This window comes from Longimicrobium sp. (genome assembly GCA_036387335.1).
Classification (GTDB): domain Bacteria; phylum Gemmatimonadota; class Gemmatimonadetes; order Longimicrobiales; family Longimicrobiaceae; genus Longimicrobium.
Genome location: DASVTZ010000185.1, coordinates 1 through 24,635, shown reverse-complemented (window position 1 = coordinate 24,635; position 24,635 = coordinate 1). Strand labels below are relative to the sequence as shown.

Below are 24,635 nucleotides of genomic sequence, written 5' to 3'. Positions count from 1 at the left end.
AGAGCTTCTTTCCGTTCCCGCTTTCCTTTACCTCTGTGGCTCTGTGTGAGGCCAGCGGTTCCCCGCGGTTACTGCCCCTGGCGCCCCGAAGCCAGGTCGCGCACCGCGCCGGCCAGCATCCGCACCTTGGCGGCGTCCGACGAACCGGCCGCGTAGCCGCTGATCTGGCCCGCGAGCGTGGTCAGGGCCGTGCGGCGGCGCGCGGCGGGCGCGCGCTCGGCGGTGGTGAGCGCCTGGCGGATCGTGCCCAGCCGCGCCGCGGTGAGCCCGCGCGAGCGCTCCAGCTGGTCCGCGTAGGCGCGGGCGAGCGCGAACGACGCCGGCCACACGATCTTCGGCTGGCCCTGCGGGTTCAGGTAGTCCACACGCACCGTCTTGGCCGCGTCGATCTCGTTCTGCGAGAGCAGCGCGCTCGGCGTCAACTCCATGATGTCCAGCCCGCGCGAGATCTCCGAGCTGACGATCACGCCGTTGTACCAGTACGCGGACCACGTGCCGCCGCTGCCCATGCGGGTGGAGTCCACCGGGCCACGGTCGAAGAAGGCGATCTCCACCGGCTTCCGCGCGTCCGTCCAGTCGAAGACCGACACGCCGCCCTGGTACCACGACTGCACCATCACGTCGCGCCCCGGAATGGGGATCAGCGAGCCGTTGTGGGCCACGCAGTTCTCCTGCGCGGTCTGCGGCGCCGGGAGCTTGTAGTAGCTCTGGAACTGCATCTCGCGGCGCGCGTTCACGGTGAAGATGGCGTCGGCGCCCCATCCGCGCGGGTCGGTGGCGCGGCACTTGGCCTGTCCGCCGCCGCCCCACTCGTCGCTGAACAGCACCTTGGTGGCGTCGTTGTTGAACGTCGCCGAGTGCCAGTACGAGAAGTTGGAGTCCGCCACGGCGGTGAGCCGCACCGGGTTGGCCGGGTTGCGGATGTCCAGCAGCAGTCCGTAGCCCTCACAGGCGCCGCCGGCCAGCCCGACCGCCGGGTACACCGTGATGTCGTGGCACTGCGTGGGCCCCGGACGCGGGCCGGCCCCCGCCTGCTCGCCGATCATCTGGTTGACGATGTTCTGGATGCCGGCGCGCAGCGCGGCGCTGTCCGCGCCCGTGGGCGTGCCGGTGCCGCCGCGCGCCTTCACGATGCTGTCCAGCATGGGCGCCGTCATGCGGGGCGGAAGCGCCCGCTCAATCCCCTGGACCATGGCGGTGAACGCCCCGCGCGCCTTCGCCGCGGCGACCATCTGGGCGTTGGCGGCGATGTCTTCCGGCGTCTCACCGTGGCGCTGCGGAGCCGTCAGGCCCGTGAAGATGCGCGGCGAGCTCACGATGGCGGCGCGCTCCGGGTTGGCCAGCGGCACGCGGATGACTTCGATGCGGAAGAGCGCCGAGTTCGGGTTCCTGTCCGGCGTGTCGCTCACGCACCCGGGAAGCTCCTCGGGCGAGCGCACCCCGGCCGAGCCGGAGATGTACACGTACACGTTCTGCGGATCGCGCGGGTCGGCGAGCACCGTGTGCGTGTGCGAGCCGCGGCACGTCTGCACGTTGCCCAGGTAGCGCGGATTGTTGATGTCGCTGATGTCGAAGATGCGCAGCCCGCGCAGCCGCTCGCGGCTCACCGGCTCAGGCACGCCCTGCCCGCCGCAGTCCAGCCGCCCCGACCCTGCCTCGCCGGACACGAACAGGAGGTTCTTGTACACCGACACGTCGCTCTGCGATGCCGGGCAGAAGTACTCCTTGGCCAGCGTGGGGCTCCTGGGGTTGCTGATGTCCCAGACCTGGAAGCCATTGTAGTTCCCCTGGATGGCGTACTTGCCGCTGAACGCCAGGTCGGAGTTGGTGCTCGTGGCGAACCTCTCCGGCGGGCGTGTCTTGGAGAGGATGCGCATGTTCCACGTCGCCTCGGCGGCGTCGTGGAGGCCGGCGCGAAGGCCCACGCGCGGATCGGGCGCGGGGGCGCCGGTCGTGCGGTTGTCGGAGCCCGACGACGGGCCGCCGTTCTGGGCGGCCGCCGGGGTGAGCGCGGCCAGCGAGAGCAGCGCGGCGACGAGCGACCGCTTCAGCGCGGCGCGCGGAGCGGGGGATGGTGATTGCATCGCGTCTTCCTGGATAGGGGCCAAAAGGGACCTGCGCACGGACATCGGTTGGCTCACGGGGTGCCTCCATCGAAGAGAATCGCGACCAGCATCTGCTGCATCCGCGCGATCTCGGTGGTCTGATCGACGTTCACGTCCGATGCGAACTTGAACACCGTATCGTCCTGCCCGGCGCCGTGCGTGCCGAACAGCTCCTCCACCATGGCGACCGCGCCGCGGTGGTGCTGGATCATGAAGGTGAGGAAGAGCCGGTCGAACTCCGGGCCCCTCGCCTCGCCCAGCTGCTTCATCTGCGCGTCGGTGAGCATCCCCGGCATCCGCATCTGGTGCTCGACGCCGTTGGTGGTCATCGTCATCGTGGCCGACGCGCGCGCCTCCGGCACCGGCTGCTTCCGGTCGCGGAGCCACTGCTGCATCGTGGCGATCTCGTCCTGCTGGGCGTTGATGACGCGCTCGGCCAGCCGGCGCACGGTGGGGTTGGCGCCGTGCGTGGGCGCCAGGCGCGCCATCTCGATGGCCTGCGCGTGGTGCCCGATCATGTGCGACATGAAGTGCACGTCCGCCGCGGTCCACGGCCGGTGCACGCTGTCGGCCGGCACCGCCGCGTGCGTGTGCTGCCCGCCGTGCGAGTGCCCCTGCGCCGCCGCCTGTCCCGCGCCGCCGCAGATCACTGCGCCCAGCAGCAGCGCCAGAGTCCGTCGGGGGGATGATGTAGTCATCTCACTCCTTGGGCGCCGCCCGCCGCGCCCTTTCCGATGGTTGTGCCCGAATCATGGATACTAGCTCACTCCCGTGGCCCCGCAAGGCTGTTGCCCGTTCCAGCGCATGCCCTATATTCCAGGGCAGGAGGTGAAATGGAACAAACGAGTCCGCTGGCGAGCCTTTTGGGCTCGGACGCGCGAGCGCGCATCCTCGTCCACTTCGTGGTGTACCCGCGTTCACGCCTGAGTGTTCGCGCGCTCGGGCGGCGCACCGGCGTGGCGGGAAAGAGGTCGCTGCAGATCGAGATCGACCGGCTGGCCGGCCTGGGGCTGCTGGAGCGCAGCCGCGAGGGCCAGGCCGTGCTCGTGGGGCGCAACCACTCGCATCCGCGGTGGCCCGCCCTCGCCTCGCTGGTGCAGGAGTACGCGCCGGCGCTGATCCTGGAGTCGGTGCTGGCGGACGTTCCTGGCCTGGAAGCCGCGTTCATCTTCGGCTCCTTCGCCCGCGGCGACGCGCGGCCGGACAGCGACATCGACCTCTTCGTGTACGGCGACCGCATCCCAAACGGGGCCGTAGGCAAGGCGCTGCTCGACGCGTCGGTAGTCCTCGACCGTCCCGTCGACGCGAAGCGCTACGACTCCCCCACCTTCCGGCGCGACGCGCGGCCCGGCGCCAGCTTCCTGCCGAGCGCGCTGAGCGGCCCCAAGCTCTGGCTCCTCGGCTCTCCCGACCACCTTCCGTCCGCGGAGGCGCTGGCCTCATGAACGAGAGGATCGACAATCTCCGCGGAATGGGCCGCCTGGTGGACGAGCCCGCGCCGGACGAGGAAGTCATCGGCCTGTGGGCTGGCGCCCTGGAGGCGATCGAGGACGCCTCCCTCTCAATGCGCGCGCCCAACCGGCGGCTGACGGCGGCGTACGACGCGGGCCGCACGGCGGCGCTGGCCGTGGTGCGGTCCGCGAACCTGCGCGTGCGCGCCAACAATCATCACGAGGTGACGCTCGCCACCGCGGGCTTCCTGGTTCAGGGCGCGCTCGAACCCCTTCTCCAGGAATTCCAGGAGCGCAGGATGGACCGTATCCAGATCGAATATGGCTGGGCGAAGCGTGCCACCGACGAAGAAGTTCGGAGCGCGGTTGCACAATCGCGCGCGATCCTGGAGCTTGCCGCCGCCTGGATCCGCGAGCATCGCCGCTCCGTTGCCGCGGAGATCCGCTTACCGGCATGATCGCGGGAACAGCCTCACACAGAGAACGCAGAGGAAACCGCAAGCCACAGAGAACCACTTTTGCGGTTCTCACTCTCTGGCTCTGTGCCTCTGTGTGAGGCGCAGTTTTCCTTTCCTGCACAGCAACGATGGCGACTTTCGTTCACCTCACCCCGGAGCGCCTGGTAGACCGCATCCTGCGCGCCGGGATCAGAGCGGGGCCGACGTGCTGGAAGGTGCCCGATGGTGTGTACGCGATGCCTACTACGCCTAACTTCTTCGTCTCGCACCAATGGCTGCGCGAGCTGAAGCGGCGCGGTGACCGCACCTTCTGGGGCGTGTACTTCCGCGTTCCCAACGACCAGCTCGTCTACGTGGGGCACTACAATGAAAGGCATGAGCGCATGCAGGCCGGCGAGGCCGCCGCGATGCTCTTCGAGGCGGACGCGGCGCTCGGCTGCGAGGTGATCATCCCCCGCGGCATCGCACCCGGCGAGATCCACCGCGTGCGGCGCCTTTCGCAGCTCGCGGGATGGCGGTACTTCCCCGGCGCGCACGGGAAAGCGCCCTGCACCTGTGAATCTTGCATCCGGCGCGGCGAATACGGCGCGCGACGGATCCGAGACCGCTTTCGTGAGGGATCATGACTGGCATTTCGATGCTCGCGCTGGCCCTCACCCTCGGCGCACAGGAGCCGCGGTGCGATGCGCAGACCTTTGCCGCGATGTACCAGTGCGCCATCGACCGTTATCGCAGGGCGCACGCGGAACAGCAGCGCGTGTTCCGCGAGACCGCGGCGCGCCTGGAGCCGGAGCCGCGCGTGAAGCTCCGCGCCGCCGAGCAGCTCTGGGAGCGCTTCCGCGAGGCCGAGTGCGATTTCCGCAGCTCCAGGTCGGCGGGCCGGCGCGAGTACCAGGTCGTGCGCCTGCGCTGCCTGGCCGAGCTCACCGAAGCGCGCACCGCCTCGCTGCGCGCGGAGAACGCAGAGGACGCATGACTGAGTTGAGTCGCTACTCCCAGGAGCGGGCCGCTCGCGACGCCGAGTTTGCTGAAGGGCTGGAGAGCGGATACGAAGACTTCAGGTTGGACGTGCTCCAGGCGGAGGTCGCCAATCGCCTGGACACACCGCGTGACTCTTAGATACGAAGCGCACTCATGGCAGTATGTCGCGAGCCGCTTCCGTGGTCTCGCGGGTGCCAATCCGTACTTCGCGCCGATGGCTGACTTCGTAGAGCGGCTTGCCGGCTCGCGGTACGCGGCGGGGCTGTTCCCGGTGAAGTCGATGCACACGGTCAGATTGTACCAGCAGCAGCGCTACTCCACCTGGGACGACGAGATCCGCGTCGATTACGATTCGGGGGAGTTCGTTGTGCGCTACCTCTCCGGCGGTGTCTGGCGCCACCTGGAGCCTCGCGCGGCTCCCGGTGTGTGGTTGAAGCGGAGCCCCGACGGATTCGAAGCGCTGGAGCGCTGCTTCCACCACCTCCGCTGGTTCGTGGAGTACCACGGCGTCGATGCGCAGACAACGCCGGGAGACGGCTGAGCCTCCGGTTCTTGCGGCGACGGGGCGGGGAACCGAGCTTGGGGCATCCACCCAAGGCACCCATACCGGATGCACCGCCCATGATCCGCACCACCCGCTACACACTCGCGACGGTCGCGCTCCTCCTGGGCGCGTGCGCGCCGCAGATGCCGCAGGCCACCGGGAGCGTCGCGGCGGCGGGGGGGGAGGTGGGGCGGTGGGAGCAGAGGGCGCGGAACGTCACCATCACCCGCGACGACTGGGGGATCCCGCACATCCGCGGGAAGACGGACGCGGATGCGGTGTTCGGGATGGTGTACGCGCAGGCGGAGGACGACTTCAACCGCGTGGAGACCAACTTCGTCAACGCGATGGGGCGCCTCGCCGAGGCCGAGGGTGAGGCCGCGATCTGGCAGGACCTGCGCATGAAGCTGTTCATCGACCCCGACACGCTGCGCGCCCAGTACGCCGCCGGCCCCGCGTGGCTCCGCTCGCTGATGGACGCGTGGGCGGACGGGCTCAACTTCTACCTCCACACGCACCCGCAGGTCACGCCGCGCGTCATCCGCCGCTTCGAGCCGTGGATGGCGCTTTCGTTCAGCGAGGGGAGCATCGGCGGCGACATCGAGCGGGTGTCGCTGCGCGATCTGGAGGCATTCTACGGGCGGCGCACGGTGGCGGCGCGGCACGACGACGGCTTCAAAGAGCCGCGCGGGTCCAACGGCTTCGCCATCGCGCCGCAGAACACGCTCAACCGGCGCGCGCTCCTCCTCATCAACCCGCACACGTCGTTCTTCTTTCGGGCCGAGCTGCAGATGGCGAGCGACGAGGGGCTGAACACGTACGGCGCGGTGACGTGGGGGCAGTTCTTCGTCTACCAGGGCTTCAACGAGCGCGCCGGATGGATGCACACCTCCAGCGGCGTGGACGTGGTGGACGAGTTCCTGGAGACCGTCGTGGAGCGGAACGGGCGGCGCTTCTACCGCTACGGCGCGCAGGAGCGGCCCGTCGTCACCGACACCATCACCATCCCGTACCACACGCCGGCGGGGATGGCCAGCAGGAGGTTCACGGTCTACAAGACGCACCACGGGCCCATCGTGCGAGAGGCGGACGGGAAGTGGGTGAGCATCGCGCTGATGCGGAAGCCGGTGGAGGCGCTCAGCCAGTCGTTCCTGCGCACCCGGGCGCGCAACTACTTGGAGTTCCAGCGCGTGGCGGAGCAGATGAAGGCGAACTCGTCCAACAACACGATCTTCGCCGACGCGGAGGGGAACATCGCGTACAGCCATCCGCACTTCATTCCGCGGCGCGACGACCGCTTCGACTACACGAAGCCCGTGGATGGCAGCGATCCGGCGAGCGATTGGAAGGGGCTGCACACGCTGGCCGAGGCGCCGCACCTGCTGAACCCGCCCAACGGCTGGATCCAGAACACCAACAACTGGCCGTACTCGGCGGCGGGGCCGTACAGCCCCAAGCGCGAGAGCTTTCCGCGCTACATGGACGTCGCCGGCGAGAACCCGCGCGGCATCCACGCCGTCATGGTGCTGGAGAACAAAAAGGACTTCACCATCGAGTCGCTGCGCGCGGCGGCGTACGATCCCTACCTGACGGCGTTCGCGCGGCTGATCCCCACGCTGCTGGAGGCGTACGACCGCACTCCCGCATCCGATCCGCTCAAGGCGCGCCTCGCTGAGCAGATCGGGGTGCTGCGCGGGTGGGACTTCCGCTGGTCGGCGGCGTCGGTGCCCACCTCGCTGGCGGTGTTCTGGGGTGAGGAGATGTGGGGCCGTGTGGGCCCGGACGCGCGCGGGGCGGGGATGAACGTGTACGACTACATCGCCACGCGCGCCACCGCCGAGCAGAAGCTCCAGGCGCTCGCCGCCGCCTCCGACCGGCTGCGGCAGGACTTCGGCACGTGGCGCACGCCATGGGGAGAGATCAACCGCTTCCAGCGCCTCACCGGCGCCATCGTGCAGCCGTTCACCGATGCGGGGCCCAGCATCCCGGTGCCGTTCACGTCCGCGCAGTGGGGCTCGCTCGCCTCCTTTGGCGCGCGCCGCTACCCGGGGACGAAGCGCTACTACGGCACCAGCGGCAACAGCTTCGTCGCCATCGTCGAGTTCGGCGACAGCGTGCGGGCGCGCGCCGTGACCGCCGGCGGGCAGAGCGGCGACCCGCGCTCGCCGCACTTCAACGACCAGGCGGAGCGCTACGCCACCGGCAACCTGCGCGAGGTGTACTTCTACCCCGGGCAGCTTCGCGGGCACACCGAGCGGGAGTACCGGCCGGGGCGGTGAACGGACCTTCCACAGACTGAACCGGAGGCCCGGCGAGCATCGTGCTCGCCGGGCCTTCTCTTCTGCCGGTTCCGGTGCTGCGCCGCGAATCCCGGTAAGCGTGTCCCTCTAATTCGGTGAAGGTTCCGCCCTGTGATCACCACCACACCGGAGGCAGCCATGGCCATGTCCCGCAACGAGCAGCAGTTCCTCGATCAGCTCGTCAACACCGAAAAGGGCTTCACGGAGGCAGACCGGGAGGCACTCGTCGACGCGCGTGTTCCGGTGTGGTGCCTCTTGGCGGCGGCCGCGAAGTTCGTGAGGTGCGGCGGCCCCACGAAGTCGGAGTGCCTCCAGCAGTTCGCCGAAGACGTCGTCGCCTGCTTCTCCAACTGAGGTCCAAAGGCGTTCGGAGTTTCCGGGCGCCCGTCCGCCTCCCCAACCCACCTGGATGCGAGGACGCCGTCAGCGACGATACGCGCTCGCCGCAACGACCACGGTACGCTGCGCCACCGGCACCCATGCGGGCGCGACGAGCGGCAGTACCCGCCGGAGCCGAAGAACAGCGCATCACACAGAGGGCACGGAGGGAACCGCGAAGGCACGGAGGGAAGCCTCTCGCGATGTTCTCGCCGCGCCCTTCTGTGCGCGTGCGTGAAACGGCCCTTTTGCGGAGCGTGCATCAACGATTATACTCCGCGAAAGCCTTCCGCCTGCTCTCCCCTCCGAGGCAACTGCCCATGCGTCCCATCCGCTTGATGTTCGCCGTAATGCTCGCTACCGCCGCCTACGTGGGTACCGCCGCCGCGCAGGCCGCCACGCCGGAGCAGGAGGTGAAGGCGGCGGTGGAGCGGCTCTTCAACGGGATGCGGGCCGCGGACAGTGCGGCGGTGCACGCCGTCTTCCATCCGCAGGCGCGGCTGCAGACGACTGCCGTGCGCCAGGGCGAGCCGGTGCTGCGCACGGACAGCATCGAGGCGTTCCTGCGCGCGGTCGGCACGCCGCACACGCAGACGTGGGACGAGCGCGTCTCCAACCTCGAGATCCGCACGGACGGCGACCTGGCCACCGCCTGGATGGACTACGCGTTCTACCTGGACGGGAGGTTCAGCCACTGCGGGGTGAACGCGCTGCAGCTCTTTCGCACGAAGGACAAAGGGTGGCAGATCATCCAGATCATCGACACGCGCCGCCGCGAGTGCCCGCGCATCCCCGGCGCGCGCCCCGCGCCCTGAGACGCGCCGCGCACCCCGGCGGCGATGCGGCGCGTGATCGTGATCGGCTCCGGGGGCGCGGGTAAGAGCACGCTCGCCAGGCGGCTGGGCGAGGCCACGGGGCTCCCGGTGCACCACCTGGATGTGCTCTACTGGAAGCCCGGCTGGGTGCCCACGCCCGACGCCGAGTGGGACGCGACGATCGCGGGGCTGGCGGCACGGCCGGCGTGGATCATGGACGGCAACTACGGCCGCACGATGGACCAGAGGCTGGCCGCGTGCGACACGGTGGTCTTCATGGACCTGCCGCGGACGGTGTGCCTGGCGCGCGTGCTGCGGCGCTGGCTGCGCTTCCGGGGGCGCGCGCGGCCGGACCTGGACCCCGGCTGCCCCGAGCAGATGACGTGGGAGTTCGCGCGCTGGGTGTGGCGCTACCCGCGCGACCGGCGCCCCGGCGTCCTCCGACGCCTGGCGGCGCTCGGCCCGGACAAGCGGGTCGTCCACCTTCGCTCGCGGCGAGAGGCCGACCGGTTCCTCGCCGGCGTACAGGCGAGCGGCGGACGATGAAGAAGACGGCCGCGGCGGCATAGGCACCCCGCCACGAACCCCAACGCCCGGGCGCGCGCCCGGGGAGAACTAGGAGAATTCATGCGCCGCACCGTATTCGCACTCGGACTCGCCCTCGCGCTCGCCACCCCCGCGGCGGCGCAGCGCGACACGGTCCCAGCACGCACCTTCACGCCCTCGCACCTGGCGGTGGCGCGGGAGCTTCTGCAGGAGATCCAGATCCAGAAGCTCTCCATGGCGGGCGTGGAGGCCATGTTCGCCGAGCAGATCCGCACGAACCCGGAGATGGGCCGCTACCGCGAGGCCATGATCGGCTGGGCACGTGACATCTTCTCCAGCGAGGAGGCGACCAACGCCTTCGCGGCGCTCTACGCCGAAGCGTTCAACGAAGAAGACCTCCGCGCGCTGACCGCCTTCTACCGGACGCCGCTCGGGCAGCGGGTGGCGGCGATTCAGCCCGTGATGGCCACACGTGGCGCCGAGCTGGGCCGCCGCCTCGCAGAGAGGAAGCAGGCCGACCTCATCGCCCGCCTTCAGCAGGTGGACAGCAAGCGCACCAACCCCTGAGGCCCGGCCGTGCGCGACGGGATGGTCATCGCGGTCAGTTGCGGCCCCGAGCACTCGTTCAGCAAGCCGAACCAGGAGTGCATCCGCCTCCTGGCCGGCCTGGGCGTGGAGGGCGACGCGCACCAGGGCGTCACCGTGCAGCACCTCTCACGCGTGGCGCGCGACCCCACGCAGCCCAACCTGCGCCAGCTGCACCTGATCCACGCCGAACTGCATGACGAGCTGCGGGAGGCCGGCTTCACCGTGCAGCCGGGCGAGATGGGCGAGAACGTGACCACCCGCGGCGTCGACCTGCTGGCGCTTCCGGTGGGCACGCGGCTGCACCTGGGCGGCGGTGCCGTCGTGGAAGTCACCGGCCTCCGCAACCCATGTTATCAGCTCGATCGCTTCCAGCCCGGCCTGATGTCCGCCGTCCTCGCCCGTGACGCCGACGGCAACCTGGTGCGCAAGGCGGGCATCATGGGCGTGATCGTCGCGGACGGCGAGGTGCGCCCGGGCGACGGCATCCGCGTGGAGCTCCCTCCCGAGCCGCACCACCCCCTCGCGCCGGTCTGAACAGGCCGGCACGAACTCTCCGTTCTCTTGCGGTTCCCCTCTGCGGCGCTATGTGAGGCCCGCTGTTGCCTTGACCCGGAGCCCGGAGTCGCTTACCCTCCATGCGAGCGGATTCAGCTTTCATCCACCGTGAAGGAGCCCCATGAACGTCAAGTGCGACTGCCCGGACTGCGACTGCACCGAATGCTGCGAGAGCTGCGACTGCTGCAAGGAGAAGTGCTGCGGCTGAGCCTGGCGCCTCGCCGCTGCATGTGAAAAGGCGGTCCCCCGGGGCCGCCTTTCCCTTTCCACCCGCCAACCGAACCCGGCCATGACCGAAGCCACCCGCCCCCCTCTGCAGAAGATCGCCCTGGGCGACCTCGAGACCGAGATCGCCACCACGCGCCGCGTGCTGGAGCGCGTCCCTGAAGAGCACTTCGATTGGAAGCCGCACCCGAAGTCGATGTCGCTGGGCGGGCTCGCCACGCACATCGCCACGATCCCGTTCTACGGGACGGCGATCATACAGGGGCAGGAGTTCGACGTCACCGCCCCGCTGCCGCCCAACCCGCCGGCGACCACGCGTGACGAGATCCTGCGACGCTTCGACGAAACGGTGGCGGCCTTTCGCCCGCTGCTGGAGGAGGCGGACGACCTGTCGCTGCGCGAGCCCTGGACGCTGCGCGCGGGCGAGCACGTGGTCTTCACGCAGCCGCGCATCGGCGTGCTGCGCGGGATGGTGGTGAGCCACATGGTGCACCACCGCGGGCAGCTCAGCGTGTACCTGCGGCTGCTGGACGTTCCGGTGCCGTCGATCTACGGTCCCAGCGCCGACGAGCCCTGGTCCTGAAGCGGCGGCGCGCGCGGGGCGTTACCTTGTGCGCGGCACCGCCCGTGCGGCGGGTGCGCATCGTGCAGCGGGGGCGGACCCGGTTCCGCATCCGCGTCACACCCACACGTGAGGACACATGAGACAACCGACGCGCCGCGGCCCTCCCGGCCGCGCTGCCGATAACGATGGTGAAGAGGGTGGCTTCAACGCGCCGGCCCGCGCCCGCGGCTCGCGCTCCGAGGATCTGCTGGAGATGGCGGACGCGCTGGAAGAGCAGGGCCGCGCGCTCCTGAGCCAGGCCCGCCAGCTTCAGCGCATCGCCCAGGGGATGGAGCGCTCCGACGAGGACCGTCCCGCCCCCCGAGCCCGCCCGAGCACGGCCCCGCGCGAGCGCTCCGGCCCGTCGGAGCGTTCAGGCCCGGGCTACGGCACGCGCGGCGGCTCGGCCGGGCGCACCGGCGGCGGCCCGCGGGGCGGCACCCGCGGCGCCCCGCCCCGCTCCCGCGACCGCGACGAAGACGAGGCCCCGCGCGACGCGAAGCCGCGCCGCGGCCCCGGCAAGCCTCCCTTCAAGGGCCCCGCTCGCGGCCCCTCCAAAGGCCCCAGCCGCGGCGGTGGAGGCGGCGGGCGCAAGAAGTTCTGAGCACAAAGGAGGCGCGGAGAGACCATCTCTCCGCGCCTCCTTCAATTCTCACCCTACGTCTCACGGCTTGCTTCAGTTCTGAACGGCGTAAGCTGTTCGCGACACTTGACGTTGCCAGACCGTTTCGGTAATTTTAGAGCGTTGCTCCGACTACTTTTAAAATGGAGCAGCGTACTAAGGGGTCCCCTCGGGGACCCCTTTCTTCGTGGTGCAATATGTCCACTTTAAGCCTATTTTTGAGGGGGTGCGCATGGATCGCGTGGCGGTGTTCGTCGATGCCGGATATCTCTTTGCCCAGGGCAGCAGCCTCCTTGCCGGCAGCAAGCTGGCTCGGGGCGAAGTCGTGATCGACCACGCGAAAGTCGCCGAAGCTCTCACTCAGTTCGCCGAGCGCGTCTGCCGTTTGCCGTTGCTGCGGATCTACTGGTACGATGGAACTTCCAGCGGACCGACAGCCCAGCACATTGCGCTCGCCTACCTCCCTGGAGTAAAGGTGCGTCTCGGCCTGGTGAACAGCATGGGCGAGCAGAAGGGCGTGGACTCGCTGATCGTCACCGACATGATCACCCTTGCCCAGAACCGCGCAATGGCCGAAGCCGTCCTGCTGTCCGGCGACGAAGACCTGCGAGTAGGCGTGCAACAGGCGCAGGAGCTTGGCGTCCGGGTGCACCTGCTGGGGATCAAGCCAAGCCGCGGAAGCCAGTCCGTGTTCCTGCTCCAGGAAGCCGACACCACGGCCGAGTGGAGCGAGTCGGACCTTTCCCCCTTCCTCTCCTGCAATCCACGCCAGCCAGCGGCAATGTTTCCAGGCCCGCAGCCCGGCCCCTCAACAGATCCGCTCACGGAAGTCGTGGAGGGGATGGCGAATGAGGTCGCCGAAGCCGAGCTCGATGGGCTCGTGGCAAGCATCCGCGCAACCCACCAGCTACCGAAGCAGCTCGACGGTCGTCTCCTGGCGCGGAGCCGCACTCACCTGGCCCGCGACCTTACTTCCGCTGAGCGGCGGGAAGTCCGCAAGGGATTCCTCTCAGCCTGCGAAACCCGTCTAGCGGCGATCGCTCTGGCCAAGGTGCTTCCGCCCGAGTAGAGGCGCGGAGAAATCTTATGCCCCTCTCCTACGTTATTCGTGCTTCCTCTGTGGCTCTCTCTGCTCACTGAGGTCCTGCGGCGTCAGGTCGGAATCGTCGATCGGGTGGTTGCGTGAGTCGTAGTCCTCCACGACAAGCGACAGCATCTCCAGACGATCGTACTCTCCGCGATTCGGAAACGGGCCCAAGTCCAGGAGCCGGTCTATCTCCGCAACGGCAGCATCATATTCCTCCTCCGTGCGGATAAGGCGCGGAGCCGGCAAGTCAATGACGGTCTGCATACCCTCTCCTCTAGTTCCTGTACATTCCTGATCGTTCTAACCAGACTGCACACGCGAGACGCGGACAATGCGAGCCGTTCCTCTGTGGTCTCTGTGCCTCTGTGTGCGCCCCGCCGTTGCGGTTCTCTCTCCGCGTCTCTGCGTCTCCGCGTGAGCCATGCAGTTCTGGCTCACCCGCTGCACTACAAAGCCACAGAGGAACAGCAGAATCCCTTTCCGTACCCTCTTGCAGTACCCCTCTGTGTCTCTGTGTGAGGCTGCTGTTCCTTCCTCAGCTTGCCGCGGCCGCGCGCACCTTGGCCTTGGGCAGCTCCGGCTCGGGCGTGAAGTCCTCGCCCGGGTTCACGAAGCGGTCCGACTCCCAGGCGTACTGCCGGTCGTGCAGGTCGCGGTAGCGGCCGCCCAGCGCCATCAGCTCGGTGTGCGTGCCGCGCTCCACCACCTCGCCGGCCTCCAGCACGAGGATCTGGTCCGCGCTGCGGATGGTGGAGAGACGGTGCGCGATCACGAACGAGGTGCGCCCCTTTCGCAGCCGCCGCAGCCCCTCCTGGATCAGCGCCTCGCTCTCACTGTCCAGCGCGGAGGTGGCCTCGTCCAGGATCAGGATGCGCGGGTCGGCCAGGATGGCGCGCGCGATGGCGATCCGCTGCCGCTGCCCGCCGGAGAGCTTGATCCCCCGCTCGCCCACGACCGTGTCGTACCCCTGCGGAAAGCCGCGAATGAACTCGTCCGCGTTGGCGATCCGCGCCACCTCCTCGATCTCGTCGCGCGTCGCGTCCGGGCGGCTGAAGCGGATGTTGTCCGCCACCGTGCCGTCGAAGAGGAAGTTCTCCTGCAGCACCACGCCCAGCTGCGCGCGGTAGTCGCCCAGGCGGATGTCGTTCAGGTCGCGCCCGTCCACCAGCAGCATCCCCTGCGAGGGGCGGTTGAAGGCCATCACCAGGCTCACCAGAGTGCTCTTGCCCGAGCCGCTGGAGCCCACCAGCGCCGTCGTGCTCCCGGCCGGGGCGTCCACCGTGACGCCCTTGAGCACCGGCTGGCCGGGGTTGTACTCGAACCAGACGTCGCGCAGCTCGACGTCGCCATGGATTCGGCCGATGGAGCCGCGCTCCTCGTCCTCGTCGTCCTCGGTGCGCATCTTCATGATCTCGCGGATGCGGTCCAGCCCCGCGAACGCCTCGCTGATCTGCGTGCTGATGGAGGCGATCTGAAAGACGGGCGCCGCCAGCAGCCCCGTGAGGATGGTGTACGAGAAGAGGTCGCCCAGAGTCATGCTGCCGTCGAGGATCGCGCGCCCGCCCACCACGATCATCGCCACCGACACCAGCCCGATCACCACGGTGGCCGCCGAGCCGACCGCCGACACCGCGGTGATGCTCTGCGCGATGTTGCGGAAGAGCTTGTTGACGCCGCGCGCGAACACCCGCTGCTCGCGCTTCTCGGTGCCGTACGCCTTCACCACGCGGATGCCGCCCAGCGTCTCGGTGAGGCGCCCCGTGATGCGCGAATTGATCTCGTTCCGCTCGCGGAAGACGGGGCGCAGCTTCGTAAAGGTGCGAGCCATCGCCCCGCCGAACACCAGCAGGATGACGAGGATGATGGCCGTCAGCAGCCAGTTGAGGACGAAGAGCCACACCAGCGCCGCGACCGCCGTCACGATGCCGCCCACCAGCTGGATGATGCCGGTGCCCACCAGGTTCCGGATCCCCTCCGCGTCGGTCATGATGCGCGTCACCAGCACGCCGGACTGCGTGGAGTCGAAGTAGCTGACCGGCAGGCGGGTGACCTTGTTCATCACGCGGCGCCGCATGTCGTTGATGGCACGCTGCGCCGTGACGCTGATGACCTGCGAAAGGGAGAACGAGGTCAGCGCCTGGATCAGCGTCGCGCCGGCCACGCCGATGGCGAGCGGCATCAGCAGCTGGGCGCGCCCTTTTCCGATCACGTCGTCGATCAGGAACTTGGATGCGGCCGCGGGCACCAGCCCGGCCACGCGCGAGATGAGCATCAGCACCATCCCGATGCTTAGCTTTCCGCGGTGCTGCCAGACCAGCGCGCGCGCTTCGGCCCACGCCTCGGCGGTGACCTTTTTCTTCTTCTTATCCGAGCCGTTGGACAAAGCGCAGTCTCCTTGAGTTCAGTCGGCGGCCGCGTCGCGCGGCGCCTCCAGCGGTGCGGCCAGCGGGGGCGCGCCGGCCTCCAGCACCGTGGCGGGCTCCGGCTTCACCTCGCGCAGCCGCCGCACCAGCCACAGCGTGAGCAGGTTGGCGGCGATCGCCAGCACGCCCACCCGAGCGTAGCCCACCATCCGGCCGTCCGCCGCGCGGCCGATCATCAGCCCGCCCACGAAGGCGGCGAGCCCGGCGGCGCCCTGCTGCACGGCGGCGTTGAGGCTCATGAAGCTCCCCCGCCGCGCCGGCAGCACCACCCCCGTCACCAGCGCCGTGGCCGAGATCATCCGCCCCGAGCCCAGCACCATCATCATCGTGGTGACGGTGAGCACCAGCGGCAGTCCCACGGGCGGCAGGTTGGTGACGGCCACGATGGGGACGATGCTCACCACCGCCGTGATCCTGAACACCCGCGCGTGGCCGAAGCGGTCGGCGAGCCACCCCATGGCGGGCCCGGTGAAGAGCGTGACCAGGCCGCCCGCCAGGTAGATCAGGTCCAGCCGCGACTCCGGGACCCCGGCGTTGAAGGTCAGGTACGGGCTGAGGAAGGGCACCACCGTGAACGCCGCGAACATCAGCGCCGTCGTGAACCCGAAGGCGCGCAGGTGCGATGGCTCGCGAGCCACCGCCCACAGGTCGCGCATCGGCGATTTGCCGCGCGGCGCGGAAAGGTGCCTGCGCATGGGGGGGAGCGCCAGTGCGCCGGCGAGCACCACCCCCGTCGTGAGCGCCGACAGCAACACGAAGGGCGCCTGCCACCCATGCCGCTCCGCCACGGAAAGCCCCAGCGGCAGCCCGAGCACCGACGCGGCGCTGAACCCCGCCATGACCACACCGGTGGCGCGCCCCCGCCGCTCGGGCGGAATCTGGTCGCCAATGATGGCGAAGACGACGCCTGCCAGCACCCCGCCGCACGCCCCGGCCGCCACCCGCGCCGCCATCAGCAGCGCGAAGCTCCCCGCCAGCCCGCAAAGCAGCGTCCCCACGGCGAACCCCGCCAGCAGCACCAGCAGCATCCGCTTGCGGTCGAAGCGGTCCATCACCGACGCCGCGAACAGCCCCGTGATCGCCGCGCTGAAGGTGTACGCGGATACGAGCAGCGCGAACTTGCTCGCCCCGATGCCAAAGGAGCGCATGAGCTGCGGGCCCAGCGGCATAATGATCACGAAATCGAGGATGTGGCAGAACTGGACGGCGGTCAGCACCGCCAGCAGCACCCACTCGCTCCGCCGGCCTGTGGCGGCGGGGACTGTATCGGGCAACAGAAAGCTCTCTGGACGTATGTAAAGCGAATCACCGGGCGTGCGGCCCGGTGATTCGCGCCGTTCTCGTACCCCGCCGAGTGCGCGTCGTTCAGCGCGCGGCGGCCGCCTCCAGCGTGGGGTAGTCCACGTAGCCGCGCTCGCCGCCAGTGTAAAAGGTGGCGCGGTCGGGCGCGTTCAGCGGCGCCCCCTCGCGCAGGCGGCGCGGCAGGTCCGGGTTGGCGAGGAAGGGGATGCCGAACGCCACCAGGTCCGCCTCGCCGCGGGCGATGGCCGCGTCGGCCGTCTCGCGCCCGTAGCCGCCGTTGGCGATCAGCGCCCCGCGGAAGATGGCCCGCAGCGTGGGCGTGATGCGCGGCTCGGCGCCAACTGCCGGCTCGGTGACGTGCAGGTACGCCAGCCCGAAGCGGTTGAGGGCGTACGCGGCGTACGCAAAGATCGCAAGCGGATCGCTGTCGCTCATCCCGTTCCCGGCGCTCACCGGCGAGATGCGCACCCCCACCCGGTCGCCGCCCCACACCCCCGTCACCGCCTCGGTGACTTCCAGGAGGAAGCGCGACCGGTTCGCCACGCTCCCGCCGTACTCGTCGCGGCGGCGGTTGGCGCCGTCGCGGAGGAACTGGTCGATCAGGTAGCCGTTGGCGCCGTGCAGCTCCACGCCGTCGAAGCCGGCCCGGTACGCGTGCCGCGCGCCGTTCTCGAACTGCTCCACCACGCCGCGGATCTCGTCGCGCTCCAGGGCGTGCGGCGTCACGAAGGGCTTCGGCCCATCCGCCGTGAAGGTGGTCCCCTCGATTCCCACGGCAGACGGCGCCACCGGCTGGGCCCCGTCCGGCTGCAGCGACGGGTGCGACACCCGCCCCACGTGCCAGAGCTGGAGGAAGATGCGCCCGCCCGCCGCGTGCACCGCCTCCGTCACGCGGCGCCATCCCGCAACCTGCTCGTCGGTGTGGATGCCGGGCGTGCTCACGTACCCGGCCCCCTGCCGCGACACCTGCGCCCCCTCGGTCACGATCAGCCCGGCCGTGGCGCGCTGCGCGTAGTAGGCCGGCGCCAGCTCGGAGGGCACGCCCCCCGCCCCGGCGCGGCTGCGTGTCATCGGCGCCATCACCACGCGGTTCGCCAGCTCGTACGGTCCCACCTGGACCGGGTCGAAGAGGCTCCGCTCGTGCGTCCCGTTCATCCCCCACCCCCATCGTCTATTGGAAAGGCTCCCGGCGGTGCGCGGGGCGCCAATTCGAAACCGTTCAAGTTACAGATTGGAGCGCACTTGGCCCCTGCGGCCGGGCCTCTCCCGGCCGTCGTGCGTTTCCGCCGCTACGGCTGCCGAAGCGCCGCCGTCGGCACCGTGCGCGCCGGCCGCAGCCGCGCGATCACCGTCTCCCGCTCGCCGGGCTCCACCGTCACCCGCGTAGTTCGCGTGGCGAAGCCGGGGCGCTCGGCCCGCAGCGTGTACGTTCCCGCCGCCACCCGCGCGAACTCGAACCCGCCCGTCTCGCCCGACGTCGCCGTGCTGCGCGAGCTGTCCGCGTCCGACACCAGCACCAGCGTCGCGCCTCGCACGGGGTTCCCCGCGCCGTCCGTGATGCGTCCCACCACCCTTCCCGGCTCCTGCGCCGCGCCCTGACCCGCCGCCAGCAGCATCCACATCAGCAGCAAAACCGGCGATCCTCGTACCACCCGGCTGAACCATGCCATGGTGTCCCTCCGCCGCTCGCCCGCCCGGCCGCGCCCGGCACTCGCCGGTCCGCCGCCGCCGCGGTGACATTGTCCTACGCGGCTCCGGCCTCCGCCGCGCGCCCCGCATCCTCGTACTTCTCAGGCGCGCCGCAGCACCCCGCCGCGCGCGCCCTCCCCATCACCTCGCGCCCGATCTGCGCGACCGTAACCCCCGCCAGCACCTCCTCCATCGCCGTGTGTGCGCGGACAAACACGCCCTGCAGCACCTCGACGATGTTCGCCCCCACGTTGCACTCGCGCGACGGCGGCTGGGCGTGCACGGAGAAGAGCTCGCCCCCGTCCTCCACCGCCCGATACACCTCCAGCAGGGTGATCTCGTCGGGGTGGCGGGCCAGCACCGCGCCGCCGCCCACACCGGGCTGCACGGACACCATCCCCGCGTTGCGCAACGCCCCCACGATGCGCCGCACCACCACGGGATTGGTATTTACGCTGGCCGCGATGCGTTCGGATGTCGAAGGTCCGTCGCTCCGCCACGCCAGGTACGCCAGCACGTGCACCGCCACTGCCACCCTGCTGCTGATCATCGAGCTCCTCGGAACGGTTTAACTGTAACCAGAATAGTTTCGAATTGGAGTGCAGTCAAGAGAAGCGTGAACGAGGCGAACGCAGATGTTCAATTGACCGCCGGTTTGCGTGACCTACCAGCCGTCGGGGTTATGGATCGTGCGGCCGTCGGCAAGGGTGATCGCATCAGGCAGCAAAAACGGCTTGAGCTTCCTGTGTCCTATAGGGCCGAGATGTTCATCCGCCACCTGCTGCAACTCGGCCGAGTGGCGGCGGGGTGGGAAGATCACCCGGACGACCTTCTGTGGCACCAGCGTCCGAAGGGTGCGGATCGCAGGTGCCTGATCGGCATCGCCCGTCACGAGGTAGATCCAGTCCGTCCGATCCAGCACGGCATCCTCGATCATGCGTGTAGCGATGTTCACGTCGGTCAGCTTCTCGACGTACACGTCGAACGGCAACCGGCAGATCGCGAAGCAAGTCCGGGTATCCTTTTGGAAGCGCCCTTCGACCACCGTCACCCCCACGCTCTTCAGCGCGTCGATATACACCTGGTGACGTGCGATCTTCTGCGGGCTCCACGGCGGCAGAGACGTGAAGTACAGCACCTTCTCGAGGCGGTGGCCAGGAAGGAGGAGCGATTCCGACAGCGCGTGCAGGTCGAGCCATCGGTACGCGCGCGCCTTGCTGTGCTCCTTAAGCCCGTGGTACAGGTTGAACCCGTCCACGTAGACGGTGACACGCACCGGACGCGCGGCGCCAGCGTCCGAGGCAGCCGTGGGCGGCGCGGGTGAAGTCGGGTGGGAGGGCTCGAACGGCATAATTCGTAGGGGGCACAACGCAAGTGGCCCGGTGCGCGAGCACCGGGCCACCGCATGGATCGGCGTCCACGAGGGCCGCCGAGGTGATGCTTGTAAAATACAGCGGTCAGCCCTCGCATGCAAGTGGCACACGTGGGTCAGCGAAACATCCCGCGGTGGTAGAGTTGCGGCGCATCCCTGTCCGGGGCGGTGCGTTGCGCGCGATCATTGCCCCGCATCCCGCAGCCGCCGGTGCTCGGCCTGGCGGGCGCGGGCCTGCTGCGCCTCGGCGGCGCGGCCCACGCGCGTGAGGAGCTCCACCAGGCGCTCGTAGTCCACCACCAGGACGCGGTGGTTGGGGCTCGGCACCGCTTCCTGCGCGCGGATGCCGGCCCAGAGCGCGTCGGCGGCCTCGCTCTCGCGCGACTGCTGTATGAGGGCGTTGGAGAGCGCCAGGTGATACGTGGGATTCGAGGGGCGCTGCTGGACCGCCGTCCTCAGGAGCGCCTCCGCATCCCGCCAGCGGCCCTGCCGGCCCAGCGTCGTCGCCTGCTCCCACGAGCGACGGGCCTGCTCCTCCGCCGCGCGCTCCACCTCCTCCGCGCTGGGGGGCGGGGCGGCCGGGGCCGGAAGGGGCGCCGGCGGAGGGGGGGGCGGAGGCGGCGGCATGCACCCGGAGAGCCCGGTCACCAGCAGCGCGAACGTCAGAGTTCGGATCTTCATCGAGCTTCCCAGCATGAGCGTGGTCGGAGCGAGCGTCCCGCGGCAGCAGTCCGGACGGGGTACCCTCCGCCACGAGAACGCGTTCCCCGTGCCAGGCGGGGTGTGGTGACAATTCGGATGTCTTACAACTGAGGGTTTCGTTACAAGGTGCAACATCCGAAATGGGCCCTCGGAGGACGATATGTTGTAAGCGCAGGCGCAGCAACGTGTTTGTAGGAGTCTCTGAGCTGAGATACCAGGGTGACGGTCAGACGCGGGAACGAGCGGCCGCTCACGAGACGGCTTCAGCCGTCTTTGCGTAGTTCCAGCCGGGGGATTCATTTCATCCCCCGGCGTTTTGTTGCAGCCGTTTGATCGCGTTGCGAGTATGTCTTACATGTATGCCGTACAGCCAGCCGCAGCTCGGGAAAGGTGACAGGATGCCGCAGCTCTACGACGAGATCGGCCTCGGGTACGCGCACTACCGGCGCCCGGACCCGCGGATCGGCGCGGCCATACTCGGCGCGCTCGGCGACGCGGCGAGCCTGGTGAACGTCGGCGCTGGCGCGGGATCGTATGAACCGTCTGATCGCGCCGTGATCGCCGTGGAACCGTCGCTGGAGATGATCCGGCAACGCCGGGCGGGGAGTGCGCCGGTGGTGCAGGGCAGCGCGACGGACCTGCCGTTCCGGGACGATGCGTTCGACGCGGCGCTCGCCATTCTGACGGCGCACCATTGGCCCGATCGAGTGCGCGGCCTTGCCGAACTGGCGCGGGTCGCCCGGAGACGGGTCGTCGTCGTCACCTTTGATCCGACGGCGTCGAATTTCTGGCTCGTGGACGACTACTTTCCCGCTATCGGGGAGATCGATCGCCGCAACATGCCGTCCGTCGAGGAGTTGCGAGCGGTGCTGGGGGAGATCGACGTGCGCCCGCTGCCCGTTCCGCACGACTGCACCGATGGCTTTCTCGGGGCATACTGGCGGCGGCCACACGCCTACCTGGACGATGGTGTCCGCGGGGCGATCTCCGCATTCTCGATGATCGGCGAGGTCGAAACCGGGGTGAGCCGCCTGCGCGATGATCTCGAGAGTGGCACGTGGGAGCGCCGGCACGGGGATCTCCTGCGGCGGACCGAGGTCGATCTCGGATACCGTCTCGTGATCGCGCGCCCATGAGCGCGCGCGCCTGAGCCGCCACACCCGGCAGCGCGGCCCGGCACGTGCGCTGCGGTGCGGCGCTCCCCCCGTGCACCCCAACGAAGGCCCAGCGGATGCCACACACCCGATCCATCGCCCTGGCCGCGATGCTGGCCGTCGTGGCCGGCGCCGCCGCGGCGCAGACTCCCCGCGCCGCGAGCGCCGCGCCCCCCGCGCTCTCCGCCATCACCCGAGAGGAGCTCCGCCGCGACCTCTTCGCCATGGCGTCGGACTCCATGCGCGGGCGCGAGGGCGCGACTCAGGATGAGCTGCGCGCCTCCGTCTGGGTGGCGGAGCGCGCACGGCAGGCGGGGCTGCTGCCCGCGGGCGACGACGGCACCTACTTCCAGTTCTTCCCCCTGCGCCGCATACGGCAGACGGCGGCGAGCACCGTGGCCATCGGCGGCGCGCCGCTGGCGCTCTGGGAGGATGCGGTCCTCCTCGCCCCGGTCACCGCGCGGGTGAATGCGCAGGTTGCCCGCGTGGAGGGAGCGGGCGCGGGGGAGCAGGGGCGTGTGGTGGTGGCGCGGCTGAAGGCGCCCTCGCGCGTGCCCCCGCGCGGCGTGAGCCTGTGGGAGTGGCGCTACGCCATGTCCGCCATGCGCGAGCAGAGCATGGCGCTGCGGGCGGGGAACCCCGCCGCCATCGTCCTCGTAGCGGACACGGTCGCCGCGGCCGCCTTCGGGCGGATGCAGCACTGGCAGCGCGAGGGCCTGTACCTGCTGGACGAGCCGCGCGGCACGATGCGCGCCGCCCCCGGACCGCCCGTCTTCCTCGTGCGCCCGGGCGTCATGGAGCGGCTGGCGGACGGCGCCCGCTTCACCGCGGATCTCGCCGTGGAGAGCTTCGTCTTTCCCTCGGTCAACGTGGTGGCGCGCGTGCCCGGCACCGACCCGCGCCTGCGCGCCGAGCACGTGGTGTTCAGCGGCCACCAGGACCACGACGGCATCGGCGAGCCGGTGAACGGCGACTCCATCTGGAACGGCGCGGACGACAACGCCACCGTCAGCGTGGCGCTCCTGGCCATCGGGCGGGCCTTCGCGCGGCGGCCGGGACGGCGGTCGGCGCTCTTCGTGTGGCACGGGGCGGAGGAGCGCGGGCTGCTGGGCTCGTACTGGTACTCCGAGCATCCCACGGTGCCGAAGGAGTCGCTGGTGGCGGTGCTCAACGGCGACATGATCGGCCGCAACCACCCGGACAGCGCGGCGCTCCTGGGCTCCATCCCGCCGCACCGCAACTCCATGGCGCTGGTGGAGATGGCGCTGGAGGCCAACCGCCGCCACACCCGCTTCATCCTCGACAACAGCTGGGACGATCCCGCGCACCCGGAGAACTGGTACTTCCGCAGCGACCACCTTCCGTACGCGCGGGAGGGGGTGCCGGCGATCTTCTTCACCACCCTCCTGCACCCCGACTACCACACGCCGGAGGACGAGCCGGAGCGGATCGACATCGCGAAGCTCACGCGCATGACGCAGTGGATGTATGCGACGGGCTGGGCCGTCGCCAACGCCGCCCAGCGCCCGGCCGTAGACCCGGGCTTCAGACTGGAGCGCTGACTTCGCGCCTGCCCGCGCACGAGTTTCCCGGCGGACCTTGATTCCGCGGAGAACTTGGTGCAGCCTTGTGAACGCGGATATTGGTATGCATCCCTTCGCGTCGTGACATCCGCGGGCGCCGATATGATCTACAAGGTCGTTCTCAACAAGTCGGAAGAAGGGTACAGCGTGAGTTGCCCGGGGCTTCCTGCTGCTGGTCGCAGGGAGACACTGAGGACGAAGCGCTCGACAACATCCGCGACGCGATCGAGGCCTACCTCGAAACTATCGAGGAGATGTCGAGCGGAGGGGATGTCCGTGAAGTTGAAGTTGCTGCTTGAGGTGGGGAAGATTCCAGGGGTAAACCATCTTTGATGCGGTTCGCGCGCTCGAGAAGGCAGGCTTCTCCGTAGTGCGCCAGGGGAAGCACATCGTGATGTCGGACGGGGCGCGCATCCTCACCGTTCCGCGGCACAATCCGGTGAACGCGTTCACCCTCGGCGGGATCGTACCGGCCGCAGGCCTGAGCGTAGCCAGGTTTCGCGATTTGAGCGGGACAAGGCGCGACGATCTCCGTGGCTGATCCTACTTTTGCTTGGAGAACCGCCGCGCCCTACACGGCGGTCGGTGATTTTCGGTTGCTCAGCGGGCACTGGTCCGATCTGGACTGTGGGATTGCGCTTTGCGCAAAGTACGTTTAACGTGAAGGCTCTCGCCCCCGGTTCCGCAGGCCACGTCTCTCCGCCGTTTCGCCAGCTACTTCCGCTGCTTTCATTTCGATAGGCAGAGCGAAGCGGGTCGCCCGGCTGAGTTGCGGGTAACCGTTTCCGCGATGCGCGCCTCCCCAGTGCACCCGTCCGGGCTGCGCTGAACGCCCGATGCAGCGGCTCCCACTGCCGACCGAATTTCCTCTCCGACTGTCGATGTCCCGCTACTCCATGAAGGCGGCCGTGCTGGCCGGGGTGCTGCTGCTGGGCGCCCTGATCCCCGCACTGGCCCAGCAGCGTGACCCCGGCCTGGTGGGTGACGTCAATGGCGACGGCCGAATCACGTCGGCCGACGCCCTTGCCGTTTATGCCTACCTGGCGGGGCGGCCGATCCCGGCCAGCTTCGACGTTCCGGGCCGCGGCGACGCGGACGGCGACGGGCAGATCACCCGCGCGGACGCGGAGCTGATCATGCGCGTGGCGGTG

The 24,635-nt window shown here is 69.5% G+C and carries 27 protein-coding genes; 17 read left to right on the top strand and 10 right to left on the bottom strand.

All coding sequences use genetic code 11. The features are described 5' to 3' along the window. Positions 1-68: 68 nt before the first annotated feature. Both VF647_18375 and VF647_18370 read right to left on the bottom strand, forming a co-directional pair. Entirely contained in the window at positions 69-2,084 is a 2,016-nt protein-coding gene (locus VF647_18375) for a hypothetical protein (GenBank protein HEX8454059.1), read from the bottom strand. Positions 2,085-2,137: 53 nt separating this feature from the next. Then, on the bottom strand, positions 2,138-2,803 hold the full coding sequence (locus VF647_18370) for a DUF305 domain-containing protein (protein HEX8454058.1): 666 nt from the start codon (positions 2,801-2,803) through the stop codon (positions 2,138-2,140). Between the two features lie 135 nt (positions 2,804-2,938). Here VF647_18370 and VF647_18365 point away from each other — a divergent pair, with 135 nt between their 5' ends. The 14 genes from VF647_18365 (at position 2,939) to VF647_18300 (ending at position 13,241) form a co-directional block, all read left to right on the top strand. Next, positions 2,939-3,550 carry a nucleotidyltransferase domain-containing protein gene (locus VF647_18365; GenBank protein HEX8454057.1) on the top strand — a complete coding sequence of 204 codons (612 nt, stop codon included), beginning with the start codon at positions 2,939-2,941 and terminating at the stop codon, positions 3,548-3,550. Positions 3,551-3,576: 26 nt separating this feature from the next. Further along, complete coding sequence (locus VF647_18360; GenBank protein HEX8454056.1) at positions 3,577-4,014, top strand: hypothetical protein; 438 nt, start codon at positions 3,577-3,579, stop codon at positions 4,012-4,014. Positions 4,015-4,142: 128 nt separating this feature from the next. Beyond that, on the top strand, positions 4,143-4,640 hold the full coding sequence (locus tag VF647_18355; GenBank protein ID HEX8454055.1) for a hypothetical protein: 498 nt from the start codon (positions 4,143-4,145) through the stop codon (positions 4,638-4,640). Then, a complete protein-coding gene (locus tag VF647_18350) occupies positions 4,637-4,990 on the top strand; it encodes a lysozyme inhibitor LprI family protein (GenBank protein ID HEX8454054.1) in 354 nt (117 codons plus the stop codon). Before VF647_18355 ends, VF647_18350 begins: the two co-directional genes overlap by 4 nt. Positions 4,991-5,209: 219 nt before the next feature. Beyond that, positions 5,210-5,536, top strand: a complete 327-nt coding sequence (locus VF647_18345) for a hypothetical protein (protein ID HEX8454053.1) — start codon at positions 5,210-5,212, stop codon at positions 5,534-5,536. Between the two features lie 80 nt (positions 5,537-5,616). Further along, positions 5,617-7,818, top strand: coding sequence for a penicillin acylase family protein (locus VF647_18340; GenBank protein ID HEX8454052.1), 2,202 nt, complete (start codon positions 5,617-5,619; stop codon positions 7,816-7,818). Between the two features lie 159 nt (positions 7,819-7,977). Beyond that, positions 7,978-8,193: a hypothetical protein gene (locus VF647_18335; protein HEX8454051.1), complete on the top strand. Its 216-nt coding sequence runs from the start codon at positions 7,978-7,980 to the stop codon at positions 8,191-8,193. A 344-nt stretch (positions 8,194-8,537) separates the two neighbouring features. Further along, positions 8,538-9,032, top strand: a complete 495-nt coding sequence (locus VF647_18330) for a nuclear transport factor 2 family protein (GenBank protein HEX8454050.1) — start codon at positions 8,538-8,540, stop codon at positions 9,030-9,032. A gap of 24 nt (positions 9,033-9,056) precedes the next feature. Beyond that, positions 9,057-9,578, top strand: a complete 522-nt coding sequence (locus tag VF647_18325; GenBank protein ID HEX8454049.1) for a DNA topology modulation protein — start codon at positions 9,057-9,059, stop codon at positions 9,576-9,578. An 81-nt stretch (positions 9,579-9,659) separates the two neighbouring features. Next, entirely contained in the window at positions 9,660-10,145 is a 486-nt protein-coding gene (locus VF647_18320) for a DUF2059 domain-containing protein (GenBank protein HEX8454048.1), read from the top strand. Between the two features lie 9 nt (positions 10,146-10,154). Then, a complete protein-coding gene (locus VF647_18315; protein HEX8454047.1) occupies positions 10,155-10,700 on the top strand; it encodes an MOSC domain-containing protein in 546 nt (181 codons plus the stop codon). A 310-nt stretch (positions 10,701-11,010) separates the two neighbouring features. Then, positions 11,011-11,529, top strand: a complete 519-nt coding sequence (locus VF647_18310) for a DinB family protein (GenBank protein HEX8454046.1) — start codon at positions 11,011-11,013, stop codon at positions 11,527-11,529. 118 nt (positions 11,530-11,647) lie between these two features. Next, positions 11,648-12,154 (top strand): hypothetical protein, encoded by a 507-nt coding sequence (locus tag VF647_18305; protein ID HEX8454045.1) that lies wholly within the window; start codon positions 11,648-11,650, stop codon positions 12,152-12,154. Between the two features lie 250 nt (positions 12,155-12,404). Continuing rightward, positions 12,405-13,241, top strand: a complete 837-nt coding sequence (locus tag VF647_18300; GenBank protein ID HEX8454044.1) for an NYN domain-containing protein — start codon at positions 12,405-12,407, stop codon at positions 13,239-13,241. Between the two features lie 33 nt (positions 13,242-13,274). Here the strand turns inward: VF647_18300 and VF647_18295 are convergent, their stop codons facing one another. The 8 genes from VF647_18295 to VF647_18260 form a co-directional block, all read right to left on the bottom strand. Beyond that, positions 13,275-13,523 carry a hypothetical protein gene (locus tag VF647_18295; protein HEX8454043.1) on the bottom strand — a complete coding sequence of 83 codons (249 nt, stop codon included), beginning with the start codon at positions 13,521-13,523 and terminating at the stop codon, positions 13,275-13,277. Between the two features lie 271 nt (positions 13,524-13,794). After that, positions 13,795-15,642 (bottom strand): ABC transporter ATP-binding protein, encoded by a 1,848-nt coding sequence (locus tag VF647_18290; GenBank protein ID HEX8454042.1) that lies wholly within the window; start codon positions 15,640-15,642, stop codon positions 13,795-13,797. Between the two features lie 18 nt (positions 15,643-15,660). After that, a complete protein-coding gene (locus VF647_18285; GenBank protein HEX8454041.1) occupies positions 15,661-16,956 on the bottom strand; it encodes an MFS transporter in 1,296 nt (431 codons plus the stop codon). 91 nt (positions 16,957-17,047) lie between these two features. Continuing rightward, positions 17,048-18,139 carry an alkene reductase gene (locus tag VF647_18280; protein HEX8454040.1) on the bottom strand — a complete coding sequence of 364 codons (1,092 nt, stop codon included), beginning with the start codon at positions 18,137-18,139 and terminating at the stop codon, positions 17,048-17,050. Between the two features lie 134 nt (positions 18,140-18,273). Continuing rightward, positions 18,274-18,654: a carboxypeptidase-like regulatory domain-containing protein gene (locus VF647_18275; GenBank protein HEX8454039.1), complete on the bottom strand. Its 381-nt coding sequence runs from the start codon at positions 18,652-18,654 to the stop codon at positions 18,274-18,276. A gap of 74 nt (positions 18,655-18,728) precedes the next feature. Beyond that, a complete protein-coding gene (locus VF647_18270; protein HEX8454038.1) occupies positions 18,729-19,223 on the bottom strand; it encodes an Rrf2 family transcriptional regulator in 495 nt (164 codons plus the stop codon). A 114-nt stretch (positions 19,224-19,337) separates the two neighbouring features. Next, positions 19,338-20,024, bottom strand: a complete 687-nt coding sequence (locus tag VF647_18265; protein HEX8454037.1) for an NYN domain-containing protein — start codon at positions 20,022-20,024, stop codon at positions 19,338-19,340. Between the two features lie 204 nt (positions 20,025-20,228). Beyond that, entirely contained in the window at positions 20,229-20,726 is a 498-nt protein-coding gene (locus VF647_18260; protein ID HEX8454036.1) for a tetratricopeptide repeat protein, read from the bottom strand. Between the two features lie 419 nt (positions 20,727-21,145). Here VF647_18260 and VF647_18255 point away from each other — a divergent pair, with 419 nt between their 5' ends. From VF647_18255 to VF647_18245, 3 genes are all read left to right on the top strand, one after another. After that, on the top strand, positions 21,146-21,883 hold the full coding sequence (locus VF647_18255; protein HEX8454035.1) for a class I SAM-dependent methyltransferase: 738 nt from the start codon (positions 21,146-21,148) through the stop codon (positions 21,881-21,883). 95 nt (positions 21,884-21,978) lie between these two features. Further along, positions 21,979-23,463 (top strand): M28 family peptidase, encoded by a 1,485-nt coding sequence (locus VF647_18250; protein HEX8454034.1) that lies wholly within the window; start codon positions 21,979-21,981, stop codon positions 23,461-23,463. 902 nt (positions 23,464-24,365) lie between these two features. Then, positions 24,366-24,635 (top strand): dockerin type I repeat-containing protein (locus VF647_18245; protein ID HEX8454033.1); only part of this gene is annotated, 270 nt, incomplete at its 3' end.